Origin of the sequence: Ramlibacter tataouinensis, from assembly GCF_027941915.1 — a bacterium.
GTDB lineage: Bacteria > Pseudomonadota > Gammaproteobacteria > Burkholderiales > Burkholderiaceae_C > Ramlibacter > Ramlibacter tataouinensis_C.
In genome coordinates, this window is record NZ_CP116009.1 from 3985788 (window position 1) to 4003544 (window position 17757).

The 17757-nt window shown below is 70.9% G+C and carries 19 protein-coding genes; 5 read left to right on the forward strand and 14 right to left on the reverse strand.

All coding sequences use genetic code 11. From position 1 onward, the window contains the following. Positions 1 to 75: 75 nt before the first annotated feature. Genes trmB through PE066_RS19190 form a run of 4 tightly spaced genes read right to left on the reverse strand, consistent with a single transcriptional unit; the run spans position 76 to position 3754 of the window. Positions 76 to 846, reverse strand: coding sequence for a tRNA (guanosine(46)-N7)-methyltransferase TrmB (trmB, locus tag PE066_RS19175; RefSeq protein WP_440480610.1), 771 nt, complete (start codon positions 844 to 846; stop codon positions 76 to 78). Further along, complete coding sequence (gluQRS, locus tag PE066_RS19180; RefSeq protein ID WP_271234124.1) at positions 791 to 1672, reverse strand: tRNA glutamyl-Q(34) synthetase GluQRS; 882 nt, start codon at positions 1670 to 1672, stop codon at positions 791 to 793. The genes trmB and gluQRS overlap by 56 nt, the downstream gene beginning before the upstream one ends. 5 nt (positions 1673 to 1677) lie before the next feature. Next, on the reverse strand, positions 1678 to 2754 hold the full coding sequence (locus tag PE066_RS19185; protein WP_271234125.1) for an NAD(P)/FAD-dependent oxidoreductase: 1077 nt from the start codon (positions 2752 to 2754) through the stop codon (positions 1678 to 1680). 46 nt (positions 2755 to 2800) lie between these two features. Next, positions 2801 to 3754 (reverse strand): LysR family transcriptional regulator, encoded by a 954-nt coding sequence (locus PE066_RS19190; protein WP_271234126.1) that lies wholly within the window; start codon positions 3752 to 3754, stop codon positions 2801 to 2803. Between the two features lie 113 nt (positions 3755 to 3867). On the opposite strand from PE066_RS19190, the gene PE066_RS19195 reads away from it, so the two are divergent. The 5 genes from PE066_RS19195 (at position 3868) to dnaE (ending at position 10187) form a co-directional block, all read left to right on the forward strand. Continuing rightward, a complete protein-coding gene (locus PE066_RS19195; protein ID WP_271234127.1) occupies positions 3868 to 4569 on the forward strand; it encodes a pirin family protein in 702 nt (233 codons plus the stop codon). Positions 4570 to 4657: 88 nt separating this feature from the next. Further along, positions 4658 to 5107 carry a DoxX family protein gene (locus PE066_RS19200; protein WP_271234128.1) on the forward strand — a complete coding sequence of 150 codons (450 nt, stop codon included), beginning with the start codon at positions 4658 to 4660 and terminating at the stop codon, positions 5105 to 5107. A 30-nt stretch (positions 5108 to 5137) separates the two neighbouring features. Further along, complete coding sequence (locus tag PE066_RS19205) at positions 5138 to 5698, forward strand: flavodoxin family protein (protein WP_271234129.1); 561 nt, start codon at positions 5138 to 5140, stop codon at positions 5696 to 5698. A gap of 4 nt (positions 5699 to 5702) precedes the next feature. Then, positions 5703 to 6593, forward strand: coding sequence for a pirin family protein (locus PE066_RS19210; RefSeq protein WP_271234130.1), 891 nt, complete (start codon positions 5703 to 5705; stop codon positions 6591 to 6593). A 78-nt stretch (positions 6594 to 6671) separates the two neighbouring features. After that, positions 6672 to 10187, forward strand: coding sequence for a DNA polymerase III subunit alpha (dnaE, locus tag PE066_RS19215; protein ID WP_271234131.1), 3516 nt, complete (start codon positions 6672 to 6674; stop codon positions 10185 to 10187). 12 nt (positions 10188 to 10199) lie between these two features. Here the strand turns inward: dnaE and tolA are convergent, their stop codons facing one another. From tolA to ribD, 10 genes are all read right to left on the reverse strand, one after another. Continuing rightward, positions 10200 to 11099 (reverse strand): cell envelope integrity protein TolA, encoded by a 900-nt coding sequence (gene tolA, locus PE066_RS19220; protein WP_271234132.1) that lies wholly within the window; start codon positions 11097 to 11099, stop codon positions 10200 to 10202. Positions 11100 to 11103: 4 nt separating this feature from the next. After that, the gene (locus tag PE066_RS19225) at positions 11104 to 11529 is read right to left on the reverse strand and encodes a biopolymer transporter ExbD (protein WP_271234133.1); all 426 of its coding nucleotides are present in this window, start codon (positions 11527 to 11529) and stop codon (positions 11104 to 11106) included. 1 nt (position 11530) lies between these two features. Next, complete coding sequence (gene tolQ, locus PE066_RS19230; RefSeq protein WP_271234134.1) at positions 11531 to 12223, reverse strand: protein TolQ; 693 nt, start codon at positions 12221 to 12223, stop codon at positions 11531 to 11533. Then, positions 12220 to 12630: a tol-pal system-associated acyl-CoA thioesterase gene (gene ybgC, locus PE066_RS19235; protein ID WP_271234135.1), complete on the reverse strand. Its 411-nt coding sequence runs from the start codon at positions 12628 to 12630 to the stop codon at positions 12220 to 12222. The genes tolQ and ybgC overlap by 4 nt, the downstream gene beginning before the upstream one ends. Then, positions 12630 to 13814, reverse strand: coding sequence for a pyridoxal phosphate-dependent aminotransferase (locus tag PE066_RS19240; protein ID WP_271236618.1), 1185 nt, complete (start codon positions 13812 to 13814; stop codon positions 12630 to 12632). The genes ybgC and PE066_RS19240 overlap by 1 nt, the downstream gene beginning before the upstream one ends. A 64-nt stretch (positions 13815 to 13878) precedes the next feature. Beyond that, a complete protein-coding gene (gene nusB, locus PE066_RS19245) occupies positions 13879 to 14400 on the reverse strand; it encodes a transcription antitermination factor NusB (RefSeq protein WP_271234136.1) in 522 nt (173 codons plus the stop codon). After that, positions 14400 to 14861 (reverse strand): 6,7-dimethyl-8-ribityllumazine synthase, encoded by a 462-nt coding sequence (gene ribH, locus PE066_RS19250; RefSeq protein ID WP_271234137.1) that lies wholly within the window; start codon positions 14859 to 14861, stop codon positions 14400 to 14402. The genes nusB and ribH overlap by 1 nt, the downstream gene beginning before the upstream one ends. Before the next feature lie 9 nt (positions 14862 to 14870). Further along, positions 14871 to 15992 carry a bifunctional 3,4-dihydroxy-2-butanone-4-phosphate synthase/GTP cyclohydrolase II gene (gene ribBA, locus PE066_RS19255; protein ID WP_271234138.1) on the reverse strand — a complete coding sequence of 374 codons (1122 nt, stop codon included), beginning with the start codon at positions 15990 to 15992 and terminating at the stop codon, positions 14871 to 14873. After that, on the reverse strand, positions 15989 to 16630 hold the full coding sequence (locus PE066_RS19260) for a riboflavin synthase (RefSeq protein WP_271234139.1): 642 nt from the start codon (positions 16628 to 16630) through the stop codon (positions 15989 to 15991). Before PE066_RS19260 ends, ribBA begins: the two co-directional genes overlap by 4 nt. 24 nt (positions 16631 to 16654) lie before the next feature. Continuing rightward, positions 16655 to 17740 carry a bifunctional diaminohydroxyphosphoribosylaminopyrimidine deaminase/5-amino-6-(5-phosphoribosylamino)uracil reductase RibD gene (ribD, locus tag PE066_RS19265; RefSeq protein ID WP_271234140.1) on the reverse strand — a complete coding sequence of 362 codons (1086 nt, stop codon included), beginning with the start codon at positions 17738 to 17740 and terminating at the stop codon, positions 16655 to 16657. Positions 17741 to 17757: the final 17 nt, after the last annotated feature.

Below are 17757 nucleotides of genomic sequence, written 5' to 3' on the forward strand. Positions count from 1 at the left end.
GCGAGACCTTACGCCGGGGTGGGCCAGGTCAGCAATTGGTGTGCACCCGCGGGCTCATGCGGGCTGCACATGCGGTCATGTGCGCCGGAACACCACGTCCCAGACCCCATGCCCCAGTCGCATGCCGCGCCGCTCGAACTTGGTCAGGGGACGGTAATCCGGCTTGGGCGCGAAGCCCTGCGCGGTGTTGCGCAGCAGCGGCTCCGCCCCCAGCACCTCCAGCATCTGCTGCGCGTAGGGCTCCCAGTCGGTCGCGCAGTGGATGTAGCCGCCGGGCTGCAGGCGCGAGGCCAGCCGGGCCGCGAGCGGCGGCTGGATCAGCCGGCGCTTGTTGTGCCGTAGCTTGTGCCAGGGGTCGGGGAAGAACACGTGCACGCCGGCCAGCGAGCCGGGCGCGATCATGTGCTCCAGCACCTCCACCGCATCGTGCGGCACGATCCGGATGTTCTGCAGGTCCTGCTCGCCGATGTGCTTGAGCAGTGCGCCGACGCCGGGTTCGTGCACCTCGCAGCCCAGGAAGTTGGTGTCGGGCATCAGCCCGGCGATGTGGGCCGTGGCGTCGCCCATGCCGAAGCCGATTTCAAAGACGGTGGGCGCGTCGCGGCCGAAGGCCTCGCGCAGGTCCAGCCGCTCGGCACGCCAGGGGATCAGGAAGCGCGGGCCGAGCGCCTCCAGGGCACGCGCCTGGCCGGTGGTGACGCGGCCGGCTCGGCGCACGAAACTGCGGATGGCGCGGGGATGGGCCACGCCCTCGGGCGGGCGGCGGGAAGGGGATTCGGAATCGCCGGGTTCAGTCACCCGTGGATTGTAGGAACGGCCACTCGGCGGTCCACGCCCGCAGCGCATCGGCAAGCGAGCCGCCTCGTGCGTGCAGTCCCAGCATGCCCGCGGCGTCGGTGAGCGCACGCAGCGGGTCGGCCAGGTCGAGCGGCTGCGCGCCGTTCTGCTTGGACAGCTTCTCGCCGTCGGCGCCCCGCACCAGCGGCGTGTGCAGCCAGGCCGGGTGGGGCAGCCCGAGTGCGCGCTGCAGCACGAGCTGGCGAGCGGTGTTGTCCGCCAGGTCCTCGCCGCGCACGACGTGCGTGATGGCCTGGTCCGCATCGTCCACCACCACGGCGAGCTGGTAGGCCCAGAGGCCGTCGGCGCGCCGCAGCACGAAGTCGCCGACCTCGCGCGCCACGTCCTGCTGCTGGGGGCCGAGCCGGCGGTCGGTCCAGTGCACGGTGCCGTCGGGCACGCGCAGGCGCCAGGCCCGCGCCGCGCGGCCGCGCAGGCCCTGGCGGCAGGTGCCGGGATAGGGCGCTTCCTCGCCCCGGCGGCGCGGCCGGCCCTGCGCGGCCAGCGCCTGCTCGATCTCCTTGCGCGAGCAGGCGCAGGGATAGGCCTGGCCGGCGGCCACCAGCCGATCCAGCGCGGCCTGGTAGAGCCCGCCGCGCGCCGATTGCCACACCGGCGGTTCGTCGGGCTGCAGTCCGCAGGCGGCGAGCTGGCGCAGGATCTCCCGATCCGCACCCGCGATGCAGCGCGGCGTGTCCACGTCCTCGATGCGCACCAGCCAGCGGCCGCCGTGCCGCCGCGCATCCAGCCAGCTGGCCAGCGCCGCGACCAGCGAGCCGGCATGCAGCGGCCCGGTGGGCGAGGGGGCGAAGCGGCCGGTGTACGGCGCGGGCATGGGGATCAGGCCGTGGCCGCCAGCGCGAGCTCCAGCCCGGAGACGAAGGCGTGCTCGACCCGCTGGCCCAGGCACCAGTCGCCGCACAGGCCCAGCCGCACCTGCGGATCCCACAGGTGCGAGCGGCCCAGCGGCTGCAAGGTGCGGGCGTAGCGCCAGCGCCGCACTTCGCTGTGCGCCGGCTGGGCCCGGATGCCGGTCACCTCGGCAAAGGCCTTGAGCAGCTTGGCCTCGACACGCGGCTCGTCGTCGGCCAGGTGCTCGGCCGACCAGTTCGGGCTGGCCTGCACCGTCCAGCGCTCGACCGGCCCACGGCCGGGCTTGGAGGATTCGCGCGCCAGCCAGGCGATGCGGTGGTGCGTGCTGCGCGCCGCGTTCCACTGCGGACCCAGGTGGGACAGGCCGGGCTGCAACGCCTGCGGGAAGGCCAGCATCAGCGTCCAGCAGGGGGCCATCTCCACCGGCTTCAGGCGTTCCACGAACACCGGCGCCAGCCGCGAACGCTCCAGCAACGTGGCCGCGTGCGGCGCCGGGATGGCCAGCACCACGGCATCGAAGCCGGGAAAGACCTGGGCCGTGTCCTGCGGCCCGCTGGTGCGCAATTGCCAGCGCTGCGCATCGAGCGCATCGGGCTCGATGCGGTCCACGCGCGAGAGCAGATGCACGGCACCGGCGTCCGCCAGCGGCTGGGCCCAGGCGCGCGGCAGCGCTTCCATCTCGGGTGTCCCCACCCAGTGCGGCTCGGGTTCGGGGCGCGGCGCCTCGATCACGCGCCCGAGCGGATCGAGCACGCGCACGGCCGTCGCGCTCCAGCGTCGCCGAGCCTGCGGCGCGGTTTCCAGCGCCTGCTGGAAGCGCGGATCGCGGATGGTGAAGTACTGGGCGCCGCAGTCGAAGCTGCCGAAGGGCGTCTTGCGCGTCGCGATGCGTCCGCCGACGCTGCCCGACTGCTCGAACACCGTGACCCGGTGGCCCGACTGTGCCAGCGTGCGTGCGCACGCAATGCCGGCGAGGCCGGCGCCGATCACGGCGAAGTGGGAGCTTGCGAGGCTGCGTGAGGTCGGCGGGCGGGGGGCGGGCATCGGGCCGATTGTCGCTCGGCAGAGCTTTCGCGGGCGCCCGGCCGGGTCAGCCGACCCGCATCCCGCTGTGCCGCTCCAGCAGGGCCAGGCGGGTGGCGGGGCTTTCGAGCTGTTCGAGCCACCACTGCAGGCCGCGCCCCGGGCCCAGCGGGCCGCTGTCGCGCCAGGCATAGCTCAGGCGCACCCTGCGCTCGGGACGCAGCACCGGCTTGAGCACCAGCCGGCCGGTCTCGATGAAGGGCCGGGCCATGGGCTCGGGCAGGAAGCCGACGCCGAGCCCGCGCACCTGCGCTTCCAGCTTGGCAGTCATGGTGGGCACCGTCAGCACGTCCTGACCGGCCAGCAGGCCCAGCGTCAGGCCATCGCCGCGCCGCACCGAGTCGGCCACCGCCACGGCGCGGTGCTTGACCAGCAGTTCGTCGCTGACCGGCTCGGGCAGGGCGGCCACGGGGTGGTGCGGGGCGACCGCAAACACGAACGGCAACTCGCCCAGGCTGCGGCTCATCAGGCCCGAAAACGTGCCCGGGTCCAGCGGCACGCCCAGGGCCAGGTCGGCACTGCCGGTGACCAGGGCGTCCACCGTGCCCGACAGCGCCTCGTCCAGCAGCCGCAGCCGGGTGTGCGGCGCGACCTCGAAGAAGGCCTGCGCCAGTTCCATCACGATGCCGCAGGCGATCACCGCGTCGACCGCAATGGTGAGTTGCGATTCCCAGCCGGTGGCGACCCGGCGCACGCGGTTGGCGACCGCATCGACCTCGCCCAGCAGCCGCTCGCCCTCGCGCAGGAGCTCGGCGCCGGCGTCGGTCAGCCGCGCCTGGCGCGACGCGCGATCGAACAGCAACGCATCCAGCGCATCCTCGACCTGGCGGATGCGGTAAGTGACCGCGCTGGGCACCAGGCCCAGCTCGCGGGCGGCCCCGGCGAAGCTGCCGGCGCGCGCCACGGACTGGACGAGCGCCAGCGCATCCGGCGTGAGGACTTCGCGGGGGGTGGCGGCCACGGCTCGTGTTCAGTTTTTTTGAATGATGCCATCAAAGACGGGTCCTGCGCCGCGCGGCGACCGGAACCTACATTCACCAGACCGGGATCCAACGCAAGCTACAGGAGCAAGCCATGCTGACCGTCCGCCGTTCGCAGGATCGAGGCCATGCCAACCATGGCTGGCTCGATTCGCACCACAGCTTTTCGTTCGCGAACTACTACGACCCCGAGCACATGGGCTGGGGCAACCTGCGCGTGATCAACGAGGACCGCATCGCCCCCGGCACCGGCTTCGGCACGCACGGGCACCGCGACATGGAGATCATCAGCTACGTGCTCGAGGGCAACCTGGCGCACAAGGACAGCATGGGCAACGTCAAGGGTATCCCGCCGGGCGACGTCCAGCGCATGAGCGCCGGCACCGGCGTGATGCACAGCGAGTTCAACCACGCGCCGCAGCAGGTCACGCACTTCCTGCAGATCTGGATCGAGCCCAACGTCACCGGCATCCCGCCCAGCTACGAGCAGAAGACCTTCACCGAGGCCGACAAGCGCGGGCAGCTGCGCCTCGTCGCGTCGCCCGATTCGGCCCAAGGCTCGGTGAAGGTCCATGCCGACGCCCGCGTCTACGCCGGGCTCTTCGACGCCGACGAGGCCGCGACGCTGGAACTTCCGGCAGGCCGCAAGGCCTACGTGCACATGGTGCGCGGCGAGATCGAAGCCAACGGCAAGCCGCTGAAGGCGGGCGATGCTCTGATGCTCGACCAGGAGCCGGTCGTCCAGCTGCGCCAGGGCCGCCAGGCCGAGGTGCTGGTGTTCGACCTGGCGCCTTGAGGAAAACCGGATGGCAGGCCCGTTGCCTGCCGCCGGCCTGTCGTGGGCGGGTTGCCCACTAGTTCAACCTGCAAGAAAGGAAATCACCATGGCCACCCTGACCCACGACGGGCGCAGTGCCACCCTCGTCCAGAACCCCGTCTATGACAGCGCCGCGCTGCTGGGCCGCATCCTGCTGGCCTGGATGTTCGTGCCGGCCGGCTGGGGCAAGATCGGCGGCTTCGGCGGCACGGTCGGCTACGCCACCTCGGCTGGCCTGCCGCTGCCGGAAGTCGGCGTTGCCATCGCCCTGGCCATCGAGCTGATCGGCGGCCTGATGCTGCTGGTGGGCATCGGTACCCGCTGGGCCGCGCTTGCGCTGGCGATCTTCACCGCGGTGGCGGCCTTCTTCTTCCACAACTACTGGGCGCTGCCGGCCGACCAGCAGATGGTGCAGCAGCTCATGTTCGGCAAGAACATGGCCATCAGCGGCGGCTTGCTGGCGTTCTTCGCCTTCGGCCCCGGGCGCTTCAGTTTCGAAGGTCGCCGCCGCGACTGATCGCCGGGCCGCCTGCGGCCCCGCCATCCCATGCCCGGGATCGTGGTCATCTATCACTCCGGCTACGGCCACACGCAGCGCCAGGCGCAGGCGGTGGCCGACGGCGCCGGGGCGCGGCTGATCGCGATCGATGCCGACGGCAACCTGCCCGAAGGCGCATGGGACGAACTGCAGGCCGCCGATGCCATCGTGTTCGGCTCGCCCACCTACATGGGCGGGCCGAGCTGGCAGTTCAAGAAGTTCGCCGACGCGACCTCCAAGGCCTGGTTCGCCATGGCCTGGCGCGACAAGCTGTTCGCCGGCTTCACCAGCAGCGCCAGCGTCATCGGCGACAAGACCAGCACGCTCACCTACTTCTTCACGCTGGCCATGCAGCACGGCGGCGTGTGGGTGGGCACCGGCATGGCGCCGGCCAATGCCAGGGCGTCGCGCCGCGACGACCTCAACTGGGCCGGCGTGTGGAGCGGCGCCACCGCCACCTCGCCCATCGACGCCTCGGCGGCCGAGATGGCCGAAGGCGACCTGAAGTTCGCATTCGAGTTCGGCCAGCGCGTGGCCCAGGCGGCCGCGCGCTGGAGCCGGGAGGGTTGAAAGCATGGAAGCCGAAGCCATCGCCGGGCGCGAAAAGGACATCGGGGGTGGGTTCATCGTGCGGCGCCTGCTGCCGGCCTTTCGCCGGCGCAGCGTCGGCCCCTTCATCTTCTTCGACCATTTCGGCCCGGTCACCGAGCAACCGGGCGAGAACCACGACGTGCGGCCGCACCCGCACATCGGGCTGGCCACCGTCACCTACCTGTTCGAGGGCGCGATGATGCACCGCGACAGCCTGGGCAGCGTGCAGCTGATCGAGCCCGGCGCGGTCAACTGGATGACCGCGGGGCGCGGCATCGCGCACTCGGAGCGCAAGCCGGAGCACCTGCGCGAGCGGACCTACGTCAACCACGGGCTGCAGTTGTGGGTCGGCCTGCCCGAGAGCCACGAGGAAGCGGAACCGGCGTTCTCGCATACGCCGGCGGACGCGATCCCGCGGGTGGCGTTCGGGCCGGCCCAGGTGCGTGTGCTGGTGGGCGAGGCGTTCGGGCAGCGCTCGCCGGTGCCGACGCTGTCGCCCACGGTCTATCTCGACATCGACCTGCCGGCCGGCGGCGAGTTCGAGCTGCCGCCGCTGGCGCCGGAACGGGCGGTGTACCCAATCGCCGGCGAGTTGCGGCTGGACGCCGAGCCCATGGCGGCGCATGTGCTGCGGGTGCTGGCGCCGGGGCGCAAGGCCCGCGTGTCGGCTGCCGGGCCGGCGCGCCTGGTCGTCATCGGGGGCGAGCCGCTGGGGCACCGCTTCATGTACTGGAACTTCGTGTCCAGCCGCAAGGAGCGCATCGTGCAGGCCAGCGACGAGTGGGCCGCGCAGCGGTTCGATCCGGTGCCGGGGGAGACGGAGTTCATCCCGCTGCCGCCCACCCGGTTCGCGCCGGCCGAGCCGATGTCCTGAGGGATTCGCCATCCTCCGTGCTGGCGGGAATGACCAGGGGGAGCGGAGACATGTCTCGCCTTCCCTAAAATCGACCGCATGTTCGTCCATCTGCGCCTGCACACCGAATTCTCCGTCGTCGATGGCACCAACCGGATCGATGACATCGTGCAGGCAGCGGCCCGGGACGGGCAGCCGGCGCTGGCGATCACCGACCTGAACAACCTGTTCGGGGCCATCAAGTTCTACAAGGCCGCGCGCGGCGCCGGCGTCAAGCCGCTGGTCGGCGCCGAGCTGCTGCTGCAGGGCCTGGGCACCGACGGCAATGCGTTGTCGCGCCTGCTGGTGCTGGTGCAGAGCCGCACCGGCTACCTGAACCTGTGCGAGCTGCTGGCGCGCGCCTGGACCCGCAACGTGGTGCGCAACCAGGGCGTGTGCAAGCTGGAGTGGCTGCGCGAACTGGGCGAGGGCCTGATCGTGCTGTCCGGCGCCCACGCCGGCCCGGTGGGGCAGGCGCTGGTGCAGGGCGACACCGCGCGGGCCAGCCAGGCGGCGCTCGAGCTGGCCTCGATCTTCCCGCACCGCTTCTACCTGGAGTTGCAGCGCGCCGGCCGCCCCGAGGACGAGGCGCAGGTCGCCGCCGCGGTGCAGCTGGCGGCCAACCTGCACCTGCCCGTGGTGGCCACGCACCCGGTGCAGTTCACCACCCCCGATGACTACGAGGCGCACGAAGCGCGCGTGTGCATCGCCGAGGGCGAGATCCTGGGCAACCCGCGGCGCGTGCGCAAGTTCACGCGCGAGCAGTATTTCAAGTCCGCGGCCGAGATGGAGGCGCTGTTCGCCGACGTGCCCTCGGCGCTGGCCAACACGCAGGAGATCGCCCGGCGCTGCAACCTGGTGCTGGACCTGGGCAAACCGCGGCTGCCCAACTTCCCGACGCCGGACGGCATGCCGATCGAGGAGTACTTCCGCCTCGCCTCGCACGAGGGCCTGAAGGAGCGGCTGGTGCAGCTCTACCCGGATGCGGCCAAGCGCGAGAAGGAGACGCCGCGCTACGTCGAGCGGCTGGAGTTCGAGATCGGCACCATCCTGAAGATGGGGTTCCCCGGCTACTTCCTGATCGTGGGCGACTTCATCAACTGGGCCAAGAACAACGGCTGCCCGGTCGGGCCGGGCCGGGGCTCGGGCGCCGGCTCGCTGGTGGCCTACGCGCTGAAGATCACCGACCTCGATCCGCTGCAGTACAACCTGCTGTTCGAGCGCTTCCTCAACCCGGAGCGGGTGTCGATGCCGGACTTCGACATTGACTTCTGCCAGAGCAACCGCGACCGGGTGATCGAGTACGTCAAGGACAAGTACGGCCGCGACGCCGTCAGCCAGATCGCCACCTTCGGCACCATGGCCGCGCGCGCCGCGATCCGCGACGTCGGCCGCGTGCTCGACATGAGCTACACCTTCTGCGACGGCATCAGCAAGCTGATCCCGAACAAGCCGGGCATGTCGGTGACGCTGCAGTACCCGCCCGAGCCCAAGCGCGAGGGCGACAAGAACAACTACGCCATCGAGATGGAGCCGCAGCTGGCCGAGCGGGTGCGCAAGGAAGAGGACGTGCGCACCCTGGTCGAGCTGGCCCAGAAGCTCGAAGGCATGACGCGCAACATCGGCATGCACGCCGGCGGCGTGCTGATCGCACCGGGCAAGCTGACCGACTTCACGCCGCTGTACCAGCAGCCGGGCAGCGAGTCGGCGGTGAGCCAGTACGACAAGGACGACGTCGAGGCCGCCGGCCTGGTCAAGTTCGACTTCCTGGGGCTGGCCACGCTCACCATCCTGGAGATCGCCAAGGAGTTCATCCGCGCCCGCCACAAGGGCCGCGAGGACTTCGCGTTCGAGAAGGTGCCGCTGGACGATGCCGCCACCTACCGGCTGTTCGCCGACGGCAAGACCGAGGCGGTGTTCCAGTTCGAATCGCGCGGCATGCAGGGCATGCTGCGCGACGCCCGCCCCACGCGCCTGGAGGACCTGATCGCGCTGAACGCGCTGTACCGCCCCGGCCCGATGGACCTGATCCCCAGCTTCGTGGCGCGCAAGCACGGCCGCGAGGAGGTCCAGTACCCGCACCCGCTGGTGGCCGACATGCTCTCCGAGACCTACGGGATCATGGTCTACCAGGAGCAGGTGATGCAGACGGCGCAGATCCTGGGCGGCTACACGCTGGGCGGCGCCGACCTGCTGCGCCGCGCCATGGGCAAGAAGAAGCCCGAAGAGATGGCGCAGCACCGCGAGCTGTTCCGCACCGGCGCGGCGAAGAACGGCATCTCGCAGGACAAGGCCGACGAGATCTTCGACCTGATGGAGAAGTTCGCCGGCTACGGCTTCAACAAGTCGCACGCCGCCGCCTACTCGCTGCTGGCCTACCACACCGGCTGGCTGAAGGTGCACTACACGGCGGAGTTCTTCTGCGCCAACATGACCGTGGAAATGGACAACACCGACAAGCTCAAGGTGCTGTTCGAGGACGCGGTCAAGAATTTCGGCCTGACGTTCGAGCCGCCGGACGTCAATCGCGGCCGCTACCGCTTCGAGCCGATCTCCGACAAGGTCATCCGCTACGGCCTGGGCGCCGTCAAGGGCACCGGCCAGCTCGCCATCGAGGCGATCGTGCGGGCGCGCGAGGAGGGCGGACCCTTCACGAGCCTGTACGACTTCTGCGTGCGGGTGGACCGCACCCGCATCAACAAGCGCACCGTCGAGGCCTTGATCAAGGCCGGCGCATTCGATTCATTGCAGCTGAACCGTGCGGCGCTGGTCGCGTCGATCGACCGCGCCTTCGACTTCGCCGCCGCCGCCGAGGCCAATGCCAACCAGGGCGGGCTGTTCGACATGGGCGGCGGGCACGGCGCCAGCACCCAGGAGCCCGACCTGGTCGAGGCCATGCCGTGGGGCGTGCGCGAGCGCCTGTCGCTGGAGAAGACCGCCATCGGGTTCTACTTCTCGGGTCACCTGTTCGACGAGGTCGCGCTGGAGGTGCGGCGCTTCGTGCGCACGCCGATCGGCGACCTGATCGACAGCCGCGAGCCGCAGCTGCTGGCCGGCGTCATCAGCGACTTGCGGGTGATCAACGGCCAGCGCGGCAAGCTGGCGCTGTTCAAGCTCGACGACAAGTCCGGCACCCTCGAGGCCACGGCCGACGAGGCGGTGATCAACGCCTGCCGCGGGCTGCTCAAGGACGACGAGCTGGTGATCGTGCAGGCGCGGCTGCAGCCGGACCGCTTCTCCGGGGGCTTCCGGCTGTCGGTGCAGCAGGCCTGGGACTTGCCGACGGCGCGCTGCCGCTTCGGCAAGTTCGTGCGCGTGCAGGTGGACCGCCGCAACGGCGCCGCGCCGCCGCAGGTGGACCGGCTGCTGGCGCAGTTCCCGGCCGTGGCCGTGACGACCGAGGAGGGCGACACGGTGCACCGCGGCCTGGGCCTTCGCCTGTCACTGGTCTACCCGGGCTTCACCGCCGAGGACAAGGTGCGCCTGGACGAGCGCAAGTTCTTCCCCAGCGACGCCGCCCTGGCCAGCCTGGTGGCGCAGGCGGACGAAGGGCGGGCGCAGGTGGTGTACGAGTAGCGCGGCTCGCGCTCAATCGTTCGGCCGGAACACCAGTTCCATCGGCGTCACCACGCGGCCATCGACGTCGCGCGGCAGCACCTCGGTGCGGTCGAGCGCGCGCAGCACCGCATCGTCCCAGCTCTTGAAGCCGCTGGAGCGGGTGATGCGCTTGCCGACGATGGTGCCGTCGGGCGCCAGCCGCACCTCCACCACCGCCGTCGGGTTGCCGGGGATGTCGTCGCTGAAGACGATGTTGGGCTTGACCGCGGCGCGGATGCGGCCCGCGTAGCCGCCCGAGGGGCCGGCGCTGCGCAGGGCGGTGCCGGTGGCCTCGCGCGGGCCGGTGGCGCCGGCCAGGCCCTGGATGCGCCGCAGGTTTTCCTCGCGCAGCTTGGCCACGCGTTCTTCTTCCTGCTTAACGCGCGCTTGGGCCTGTTCCTGCTTGCGCTTGTCCTCGGCCTCGCGCTTGCGCTTCTCCGCCAGTTGCTGCTGTTCCTGCTGCTGCTTGCGGGCGGCCTCTTCCTTGCGCCGCGCTTCCTCTTCGCGCTTGCGCTTGTCGGCGGCGAGCTGGCGCTGGCGCTCGGCTTCGGCCTCGCGCTTGGCCTTTTCCTGTTCCTGCCGTTCCTTTTCCTGCTGCAGCACGATGTCGGCGTTGCGCTGCACGGGGGCGGGCGCCGGCGCCGGCGGCGGAGGAGCGGGCTGGGGCGGGGGTGGGGGCGGCGCCTCCACCGGCTTGGGTGCGGCTTGCTGCGGCGTGCTGGCCCACAGCTCGGCTTCGACGGCGACGGAGGTGTCGTCGTGCTTCCATTTCAGGCCCAGGCTCAGCGCCAGCACCAGGACCACGTGGGCCAGCACGGCCAGCCCGACGGCGCGCGGCCAGCCCCCTTCGGCCGGCGGGGTGAACTCGGGGCGTTCGGTGCTCGATTGCATCAACTCATCGGACCACTTGGACGGACAGCCCCACGCGCTGCACGCCGGCTTTCTGCAGCGTGTCCATGACCATGACCACGGTCTCGTACTTCACGCTGCGGTCGGCGCTGATGACCACCGCCACCGAGTTGGGCGGCTGGCCGGCCTGGGCCGCGACGACGGAGGCGGCCAGCTCGGCCAGCGACAGGTTGCGCGAGTCGTCGCCGGACTTGAGCACCAGTTTCTCGTCCTTGCCGACCACCACTTCCAGCTTGCGATCGGGCGGCTTGTTGCCCCGGCCCACGGTGGGCAGGTCGATCAGGCTGGGCGTGATCAGCGGCGCCGTGACCATGAAGATGATCAGCAGCACCAGCATGACGTCGATGAACGGGACCATGTTGATCTCGTTGATCGTGCGGCGGCCGCGGCCGCGGCTGGAGACGCCGGGCATCTCAGTGGGGCGCCGCCACGGCGGCGCTCAGGTTGCGTTGCAGGATGTTGGAGAACTCCTCGATGAAGGTCTCCAGCCGGATGGCGACGCGGTCGATGTCGCGCGCGAAGCGGTTGTAGGCCACCACGGCGGGAATGGCGGCGAACAGGCCGATGGCGGTGGCCACCAGCGCCTCGGCGATGCCGGGCGCCACCGTGGCCAGCGTCACCTGGGTCAGGCTGGCCAGCCCGGTGAAGGCATGCATGATCCCCCACACGGTGCCGAACAGGCCGACGTAGGGCGACACCGAGCCGACCGAGGCCAGGAAGGACAGGTGCGATTCGACCGCATCGACCTCGCGCTGGTAGCTCGCGCGCATGGCGCGGCGGGCGCCGTCGAGCACCGTGCCGGGGTCCTGGATGCGGCGCTCGCGCAGTTTCTGGTACTCGCGCATGCCGCTGGCGAAGATGCGTTCCATCGGGCCGGCGTGGCGCGCGTTCTGGGCGGCGTTGGCGAACAGCTCGTTCAGGCTGGTGCCCGACCAGAAGTCGCGCTCGAAATCCTCGTTGAGCGACTTGACGCGCCGCAGCGAGAACAGCTTGCCGAAGATGGCCGCCCAGCTGGCGACGGACACCACCACCAGCAGCAGCATCACCAGTTGGACAACCCAACTGGCGCCCAGCACCAGTTGCAGGATCGAGAGGTCTTGGTTCATCGTGTGTTCAGTGCCTCCAGGATCGGTGGCGGAATTCTGGCAGGCCGTAGCGTGGCTGCGTCGACCCAGCCGATGCGGATGGTCCCCTCGGCGAGCAGCTCGCCGCCGGGGTGCTGAAGAGCTTGCTGTCGCAGGGTCATGGATGCGCGGCCTGCTTCTGAGAGCTCGGCCGTGACGCGAAGTTCATCGTCCAGCCGGGCGGGGCGCAGGTAGCGCACCGAAGTCTCGGTGACGACGAACATGCCGCCGGTGCGCTCGCGCAGTTGCGCCTGCCCGATGCCCAGCGCCCGCAGCCACTCGGTGCGGGCGCGCTCGAAGAACTTCAGGTAGTTGGCGTAGAAGACGATGCCGCCGGCGTCGGTGTCTTCCCAGTAGACCCGGACCGGCCAGCTGAAAGGTGCCGCCATCAGGGCGCCATCTCCCGCAGCCGCCGCACCGCTTCCTCCAGTTGCGCCATGCTGCTGGCCGTGGAAAAGCGGATGAAGCGGCGGGTGTCGGCGCTGCCGAAGTCGCGCCCGGGCGTCACCGCCACATGGGCCTTGTCCATGATCTGGAAAGCCAGTTCCCAGCTGCCCGGCACGCCCAGGGCCTGGCACCAGTGCGAGCAATCGGCCCACGCATAGAACGCGCCGTCGGGCGCCACCGGCACCGGCAGCCCCAGTTCGTCCAGCGCCGGGATGAACCAGTCGCGCCGGGCCTTGAACTGCGCGCGGCGCTGCTCGTATTCCGCGATGCTGTCCGGCTCGAAGCAGGCCAGCGCGGCCTGCTGCGCCACCGTGCTGGGGCAGATGAACAGGTTCTGCGCCAGCCGCTCGAGCACCGGCACCAGCTCAGTCGGCGCGACCAGCCAGCCCAGGCGCCAGCCGGTCATGTTGAAGTACTTGGAGAAGCTGTTGACGCTGATGACGTCCTCGCCCAGCGCCAGCGCCGAATGGCCGAAGCGCTCCTCGTAGCTCAGGCCCAGGTAGATCTCGTCGATCAGGGTGATGCCGCCGCGCGCGCGAACCACCTGGTGGATGCGCTTGAGTTCGTCCGGCTCGATCGAGGTGCCGGTCGGGTTGGACGGCGAGGCCAGCAGCACGCCGCGCGTGCGCTCGTTCCAGTTCGCCTCGACCGCGGCCGCCGACAACTGAAAGCGGTCGGCCGCGGTGGTCGGCACCAGCACCGCCTCGCCCTCGGCGGCGCTCACGAAGTGGCGGTTGCAGGGATAGCTGGGGTCAGGCATCAGCACCTGGTCGCCGGCTTCGATCAGCGCCAGGCAGGCCAGTTGCAGCGCCGCCGAGGCACCAGCGGTGACCACGATGCGCGCAGCCGGCACGTCGAGGCCGAAGCGCTGGCGGTACCAGCCGCTGATTCGCTCGCGCAGGGCATCCAACCCGGTGGCATGGGTGTACTGGGTGGCGCCGGCCCGGATGGCGCGCTCGGCGGCCTCGCGCACCAGCGGCGGCGCGGTGAAGTCCGGCTCGCCGATGTTCAGGAACACCATCGGGCGGTCGCTGCGCGCCACGTCGCGCGCCAGATCGGACGCGGCCTTGGCCACCTCCATCACGTAGAAGGGCTCGATGCGCTCGGCGCGGCGGGCGATGCGCAGGGTCATTGGAGGACCTTTGCGCTGCGCGCTCCGGGGGTGAGCGCTTGGGAGCGGCCCGGCGCGCTCACGGGCGCGCCTTTCCGCTGGCGCGGTCGGCCTCGACTTCCGTCGCGCGCAGTTGGGGCGCGAGGCCGTTCAGCACCGCGTTCACGTACTTGTGGCCGTCGGTGCCGCCGAATTCCTTGGCCAGCTCGATGCACTCGTTGATCACCACCCGCCAGGGCACGTCCAGCGCATGCTGGAACTCCCAGGCGCCGATCCACATCACGGCGTGCTCGATCGGCGAGATCTCGGCGAGCTTGCGGTCCAGCAGCGGCACGACCATCGCGTCGAGTTCGGCCGCCTGCTCGATGCAGCCATGCAGCAGCGCGTCGTAGTGCACCGAATCGGCCTTGTGGAAGCCCGCCAGCCCGCGGGTGAACTGGTCGACCGAAGCGGCGTCGTTGCGCCCGACCAGGTGCTGGTACAGGGCCTGCAGCGCGAATTCCCTCGCTCGGCTGCGCGCCGACTTGGCCGACGCCTTGCGCGCGCCGGTGGCGGTGCGGCCGGGCGTCGGGGCCGGCATCCTGCGGTCGTCGCCGGCCATCAGATCGCGTCCAGCAGGTTGGCCATCTCGACCACCACCCGCGCGGCATCCACGCCTTTTTCGGTCTGCCGCGCCACGGCCTGCTCGACGTTCTCGGTGGTCAGGATGACGTTGGCCACGGGCAACTGGTAGTCCAGCGACACGCGGGTCACGCCAGCGGCCGACTCGTTGGCCACCAGCTCGAAGTGGTAGGTCTCGCCGCGGATCACGCAGCCCAGCGCCACCAGCGCGTCGTAGCGGCCCTTCTCGGCCAGCGCCTGCAGCGCCACCGGGATCTCCAGCGCGCCGGGCACGAAGAAGTGGTCGACGTCGCCGGGCTCCACGCCCAGCCGGGCCAGTTCGCCCTTGCAGGCATCCGCCAGCGCGTTGGTGATGCCCTCGTTGAAGCGGGCCTGCACGATGCCTATGCACAGGCCCTTGCCGTCCAGCCGGTCGGCCTTGCCCTTGTCAGCGCCAAACATGAAAAGTCCTTACTGGGATTGCGGGACCAGGTGCCCGGTGATTTCGAGTCCGTAGCCGGCCATGCTGGGCAGGCGGCGCGGCTTGCCCATCAGCGTCATGCGCTGCACGCCGCACTCGCGCAGGATCTGCGCGCCGATGCCGTAGGTGCGCAGGTCCATGCGGCCGCGCTCGGGCGCCTGCGCCGAGCGCGCCGTGCCCTCGAACTGGGCCAGCAGCTGCTCGGCCGACTCGCCGCAATTGAGCAGGACGGCCACGCCCTTGCCGGCGCCAGCGATGTGCTTGAGGCTCGCGTCCAGGCTCCAGGAGTGCATGGAGCGGCCCACCTCCAGCGCGTCCAGCACCGACATCGGCTCGTGCACGCGCACCGGGATCGATTCCTGCGGCGCCCATTCGCCCAGCACCAGCGCCAGGTGCAGGCCCTGGCTGGGCTGGTCCTTCCAGGCGTGGACGGTGAAGCGGCCCCAGGGGGTGTCCAGCTCGCGCGAGCCGACCTGGCGCACCAGCGACTCCGTGCGGCTGCGGTGCTCGATCAGGTCGGCGATGGTGCCGATCTTCAGGCCGTGTTCGGCGGCGAACGCCTGCAGGTCGGGCAGGCGCGCCATGGTGCCGTCGTCCTTCATGATCTCGCAGATCACGGCGGCCGGCGTCAGGCCGGCCATGCCGGCGAGGTCGCAACCGGCTTCGGTGTGGCCGGCGCGCATGAGCACGCCGCCGTCCACCGCCTGCAGCGGGAAGATGTGGCCGGGCTGGACCAGGTCCTCCGGCCGGGCGTCGGGGGCCACGGCGGCCTGCACGGTGCGGGCGCGGTCGGCGGCGGAAATGCCGGTGGTCACGCCCTCGGCCGCCTCGATCGAGACGGTGAACGCGGTGCCCATCTTGGTGCCGTTGCGCGCCACCATGGGTGGCAGGCGCAGGCGCTCGCAGTGTCCGCGCGTGAGGGTCAGGCAGATCAGGCCGCGGCCGAAGCGGGCCATGAAGTTGATCGCCTCGGGCGTCACGTGGTCGGCGGCCAGGACCAGGTCGCCTTCGTTCTCGCGGTCCTCCTCGTCGACCAGGATGACCATCCGGCCGGCCTGCAGCTCGGCGACGATCTCCTGGACCGGGGCAATGGTGGCGACGGGTGTCGTCATGCGGCCTCCTGCGCCTGGGTGGCGCCGGCGCCGAGCATGCGCTCGACGTAGCGGGCGATCAGGTCGATCTCGAGGTTGACGGGGCTGCCGGTTCGCAGCGCATGCAAGGCGGTGTTCTGCACGGTATGGGGGATGAGGTTGATGCTGAGTTCGCAGCCGTCGTCGCGGTCCTGCACCGAGTTGACGGTCAGGCTGACGCCGTTGACGGCCACCGATCCCTTGTAGGCCAGGTACTTGCCCAGCGGGACAGGGGCCAGGATGCGCAGTTCATGGCTTTCGCCCACCGGCTCGAACCGGCTGACGCGGCCGATGCCGTCGACGTGGCCCGAGACGATATGCCCGCCCAGCCGGTCGTGCGCGCGCAAGGCCTTTTCCAGGTTGACGGGGCCGGGCTGGTCGAGGCCGCTGGTCTTGTCCAGCGACTCGGCCGAGACATCGACGCTGAAAGTGGAGCGGTCGGGGTCGAGCGTCGTGACGGTCATGCAGGCGCCGTTGAGCGCGATGCTGTCGCCCAGGCCCACGTCCCCGAGGTAGCCGGCGGGCGCCTCGACGGTGATGCGCTTGCCATGCTGGCTGCTGGCGCCGAGGTCCTGGACGGCGGCGATGCGCCCCACGCCGGTGATGATTCCGGTGAACATCCCCGCATTTTCGCAGGGAATGGATCAGGCCCCGGCGCGCCCGGTCACCCGTGCCAGCACCCGGAGGTCCTCGCCCACCATTTCCACCGAGGTGAACCGAAGCGGCAGGGCCTGGGCCAGGCTGGCCAGGGGAGCCAGATGCGCCATCGGCTGCCCCGGGCCGATCAGCCGGGGCGCCAGGTAGACCAGCAACTCGTCGACCAGTCCCTCGCGCAGCAGCGAGCCATTGAGCTTGTGGCCGGCTTCCACGTGCAGCTCGTTCACGTCGCGGGCCGCCAGGTCGCGCAGCACGGCCGCCAGGTCGACCTTGCCACCCGGTCCGGGCAGGGAGACCACCTTGGCGCCGCGCTCCTGCAGCTCCAGCCACTTGGGGGAGGGCGGCTGCGCGGTGTAGATCCAGAGCCTGCGCTGGGGGCCGAACAGGCGGGCGGTGAGCGGCACCTCCAGCCGGCTGTCGACCAGCGCCAGCGGCGGCTGGCGCGCAACGCCAGCCAGCCGGGCGTCCAGCAGCGGATCGTCCTGCAGCACGGTGCCGATGCCGGTGAGCACGGCGCCGGCGCGGGCGCGCCAGGCGTGGCCGTCGGCGCGAGCGGCTTCTGCGGTGATCCACTGGCTGCGGCCGTCGTCCAGCGCCGTGCGGCCATCCAGCGAGGCCGCCACCTTCAGCCGCACCCAGGGGATGCCGCGCTCCATGCGGCTGAAGAAGCCGATGTTCAGTTCACGGCTCTGCTCGGCGCCCGGCCCGACCTGGACCTCGATGCCGGCGGCGCGCAGGCGCTCGAAGCCGCGGCCGCCCACCAGCGGGTTGGGGTCGCCGGTGGCCGCGACCACCCGGGCGATGCCCGCGTCGATCAAGGCGTCGCAGCAAGGCCCGGTCCGGCCCTGGTGGGCACAGGGCTCCAGCGTCACGTAGGCGGTGGCGCCCCGGACGTCGTGGCCGGCCGCGGCGGCGTCGCGCAGCGCCATGACCTCGGCGTGCGGCCCGCCCGCCTCCTGGGTGTGGCCCTGGCCGATCACCGCGCCGTCCGGCGCCACCAGCACGCAGCCGACCCGCGGGTTGGGCTCGGACAGGCCGAGCGAGCGCCGGGCCAGCGCCAGGGCTTGTTGCATGGGGTCGATAGCGGGCA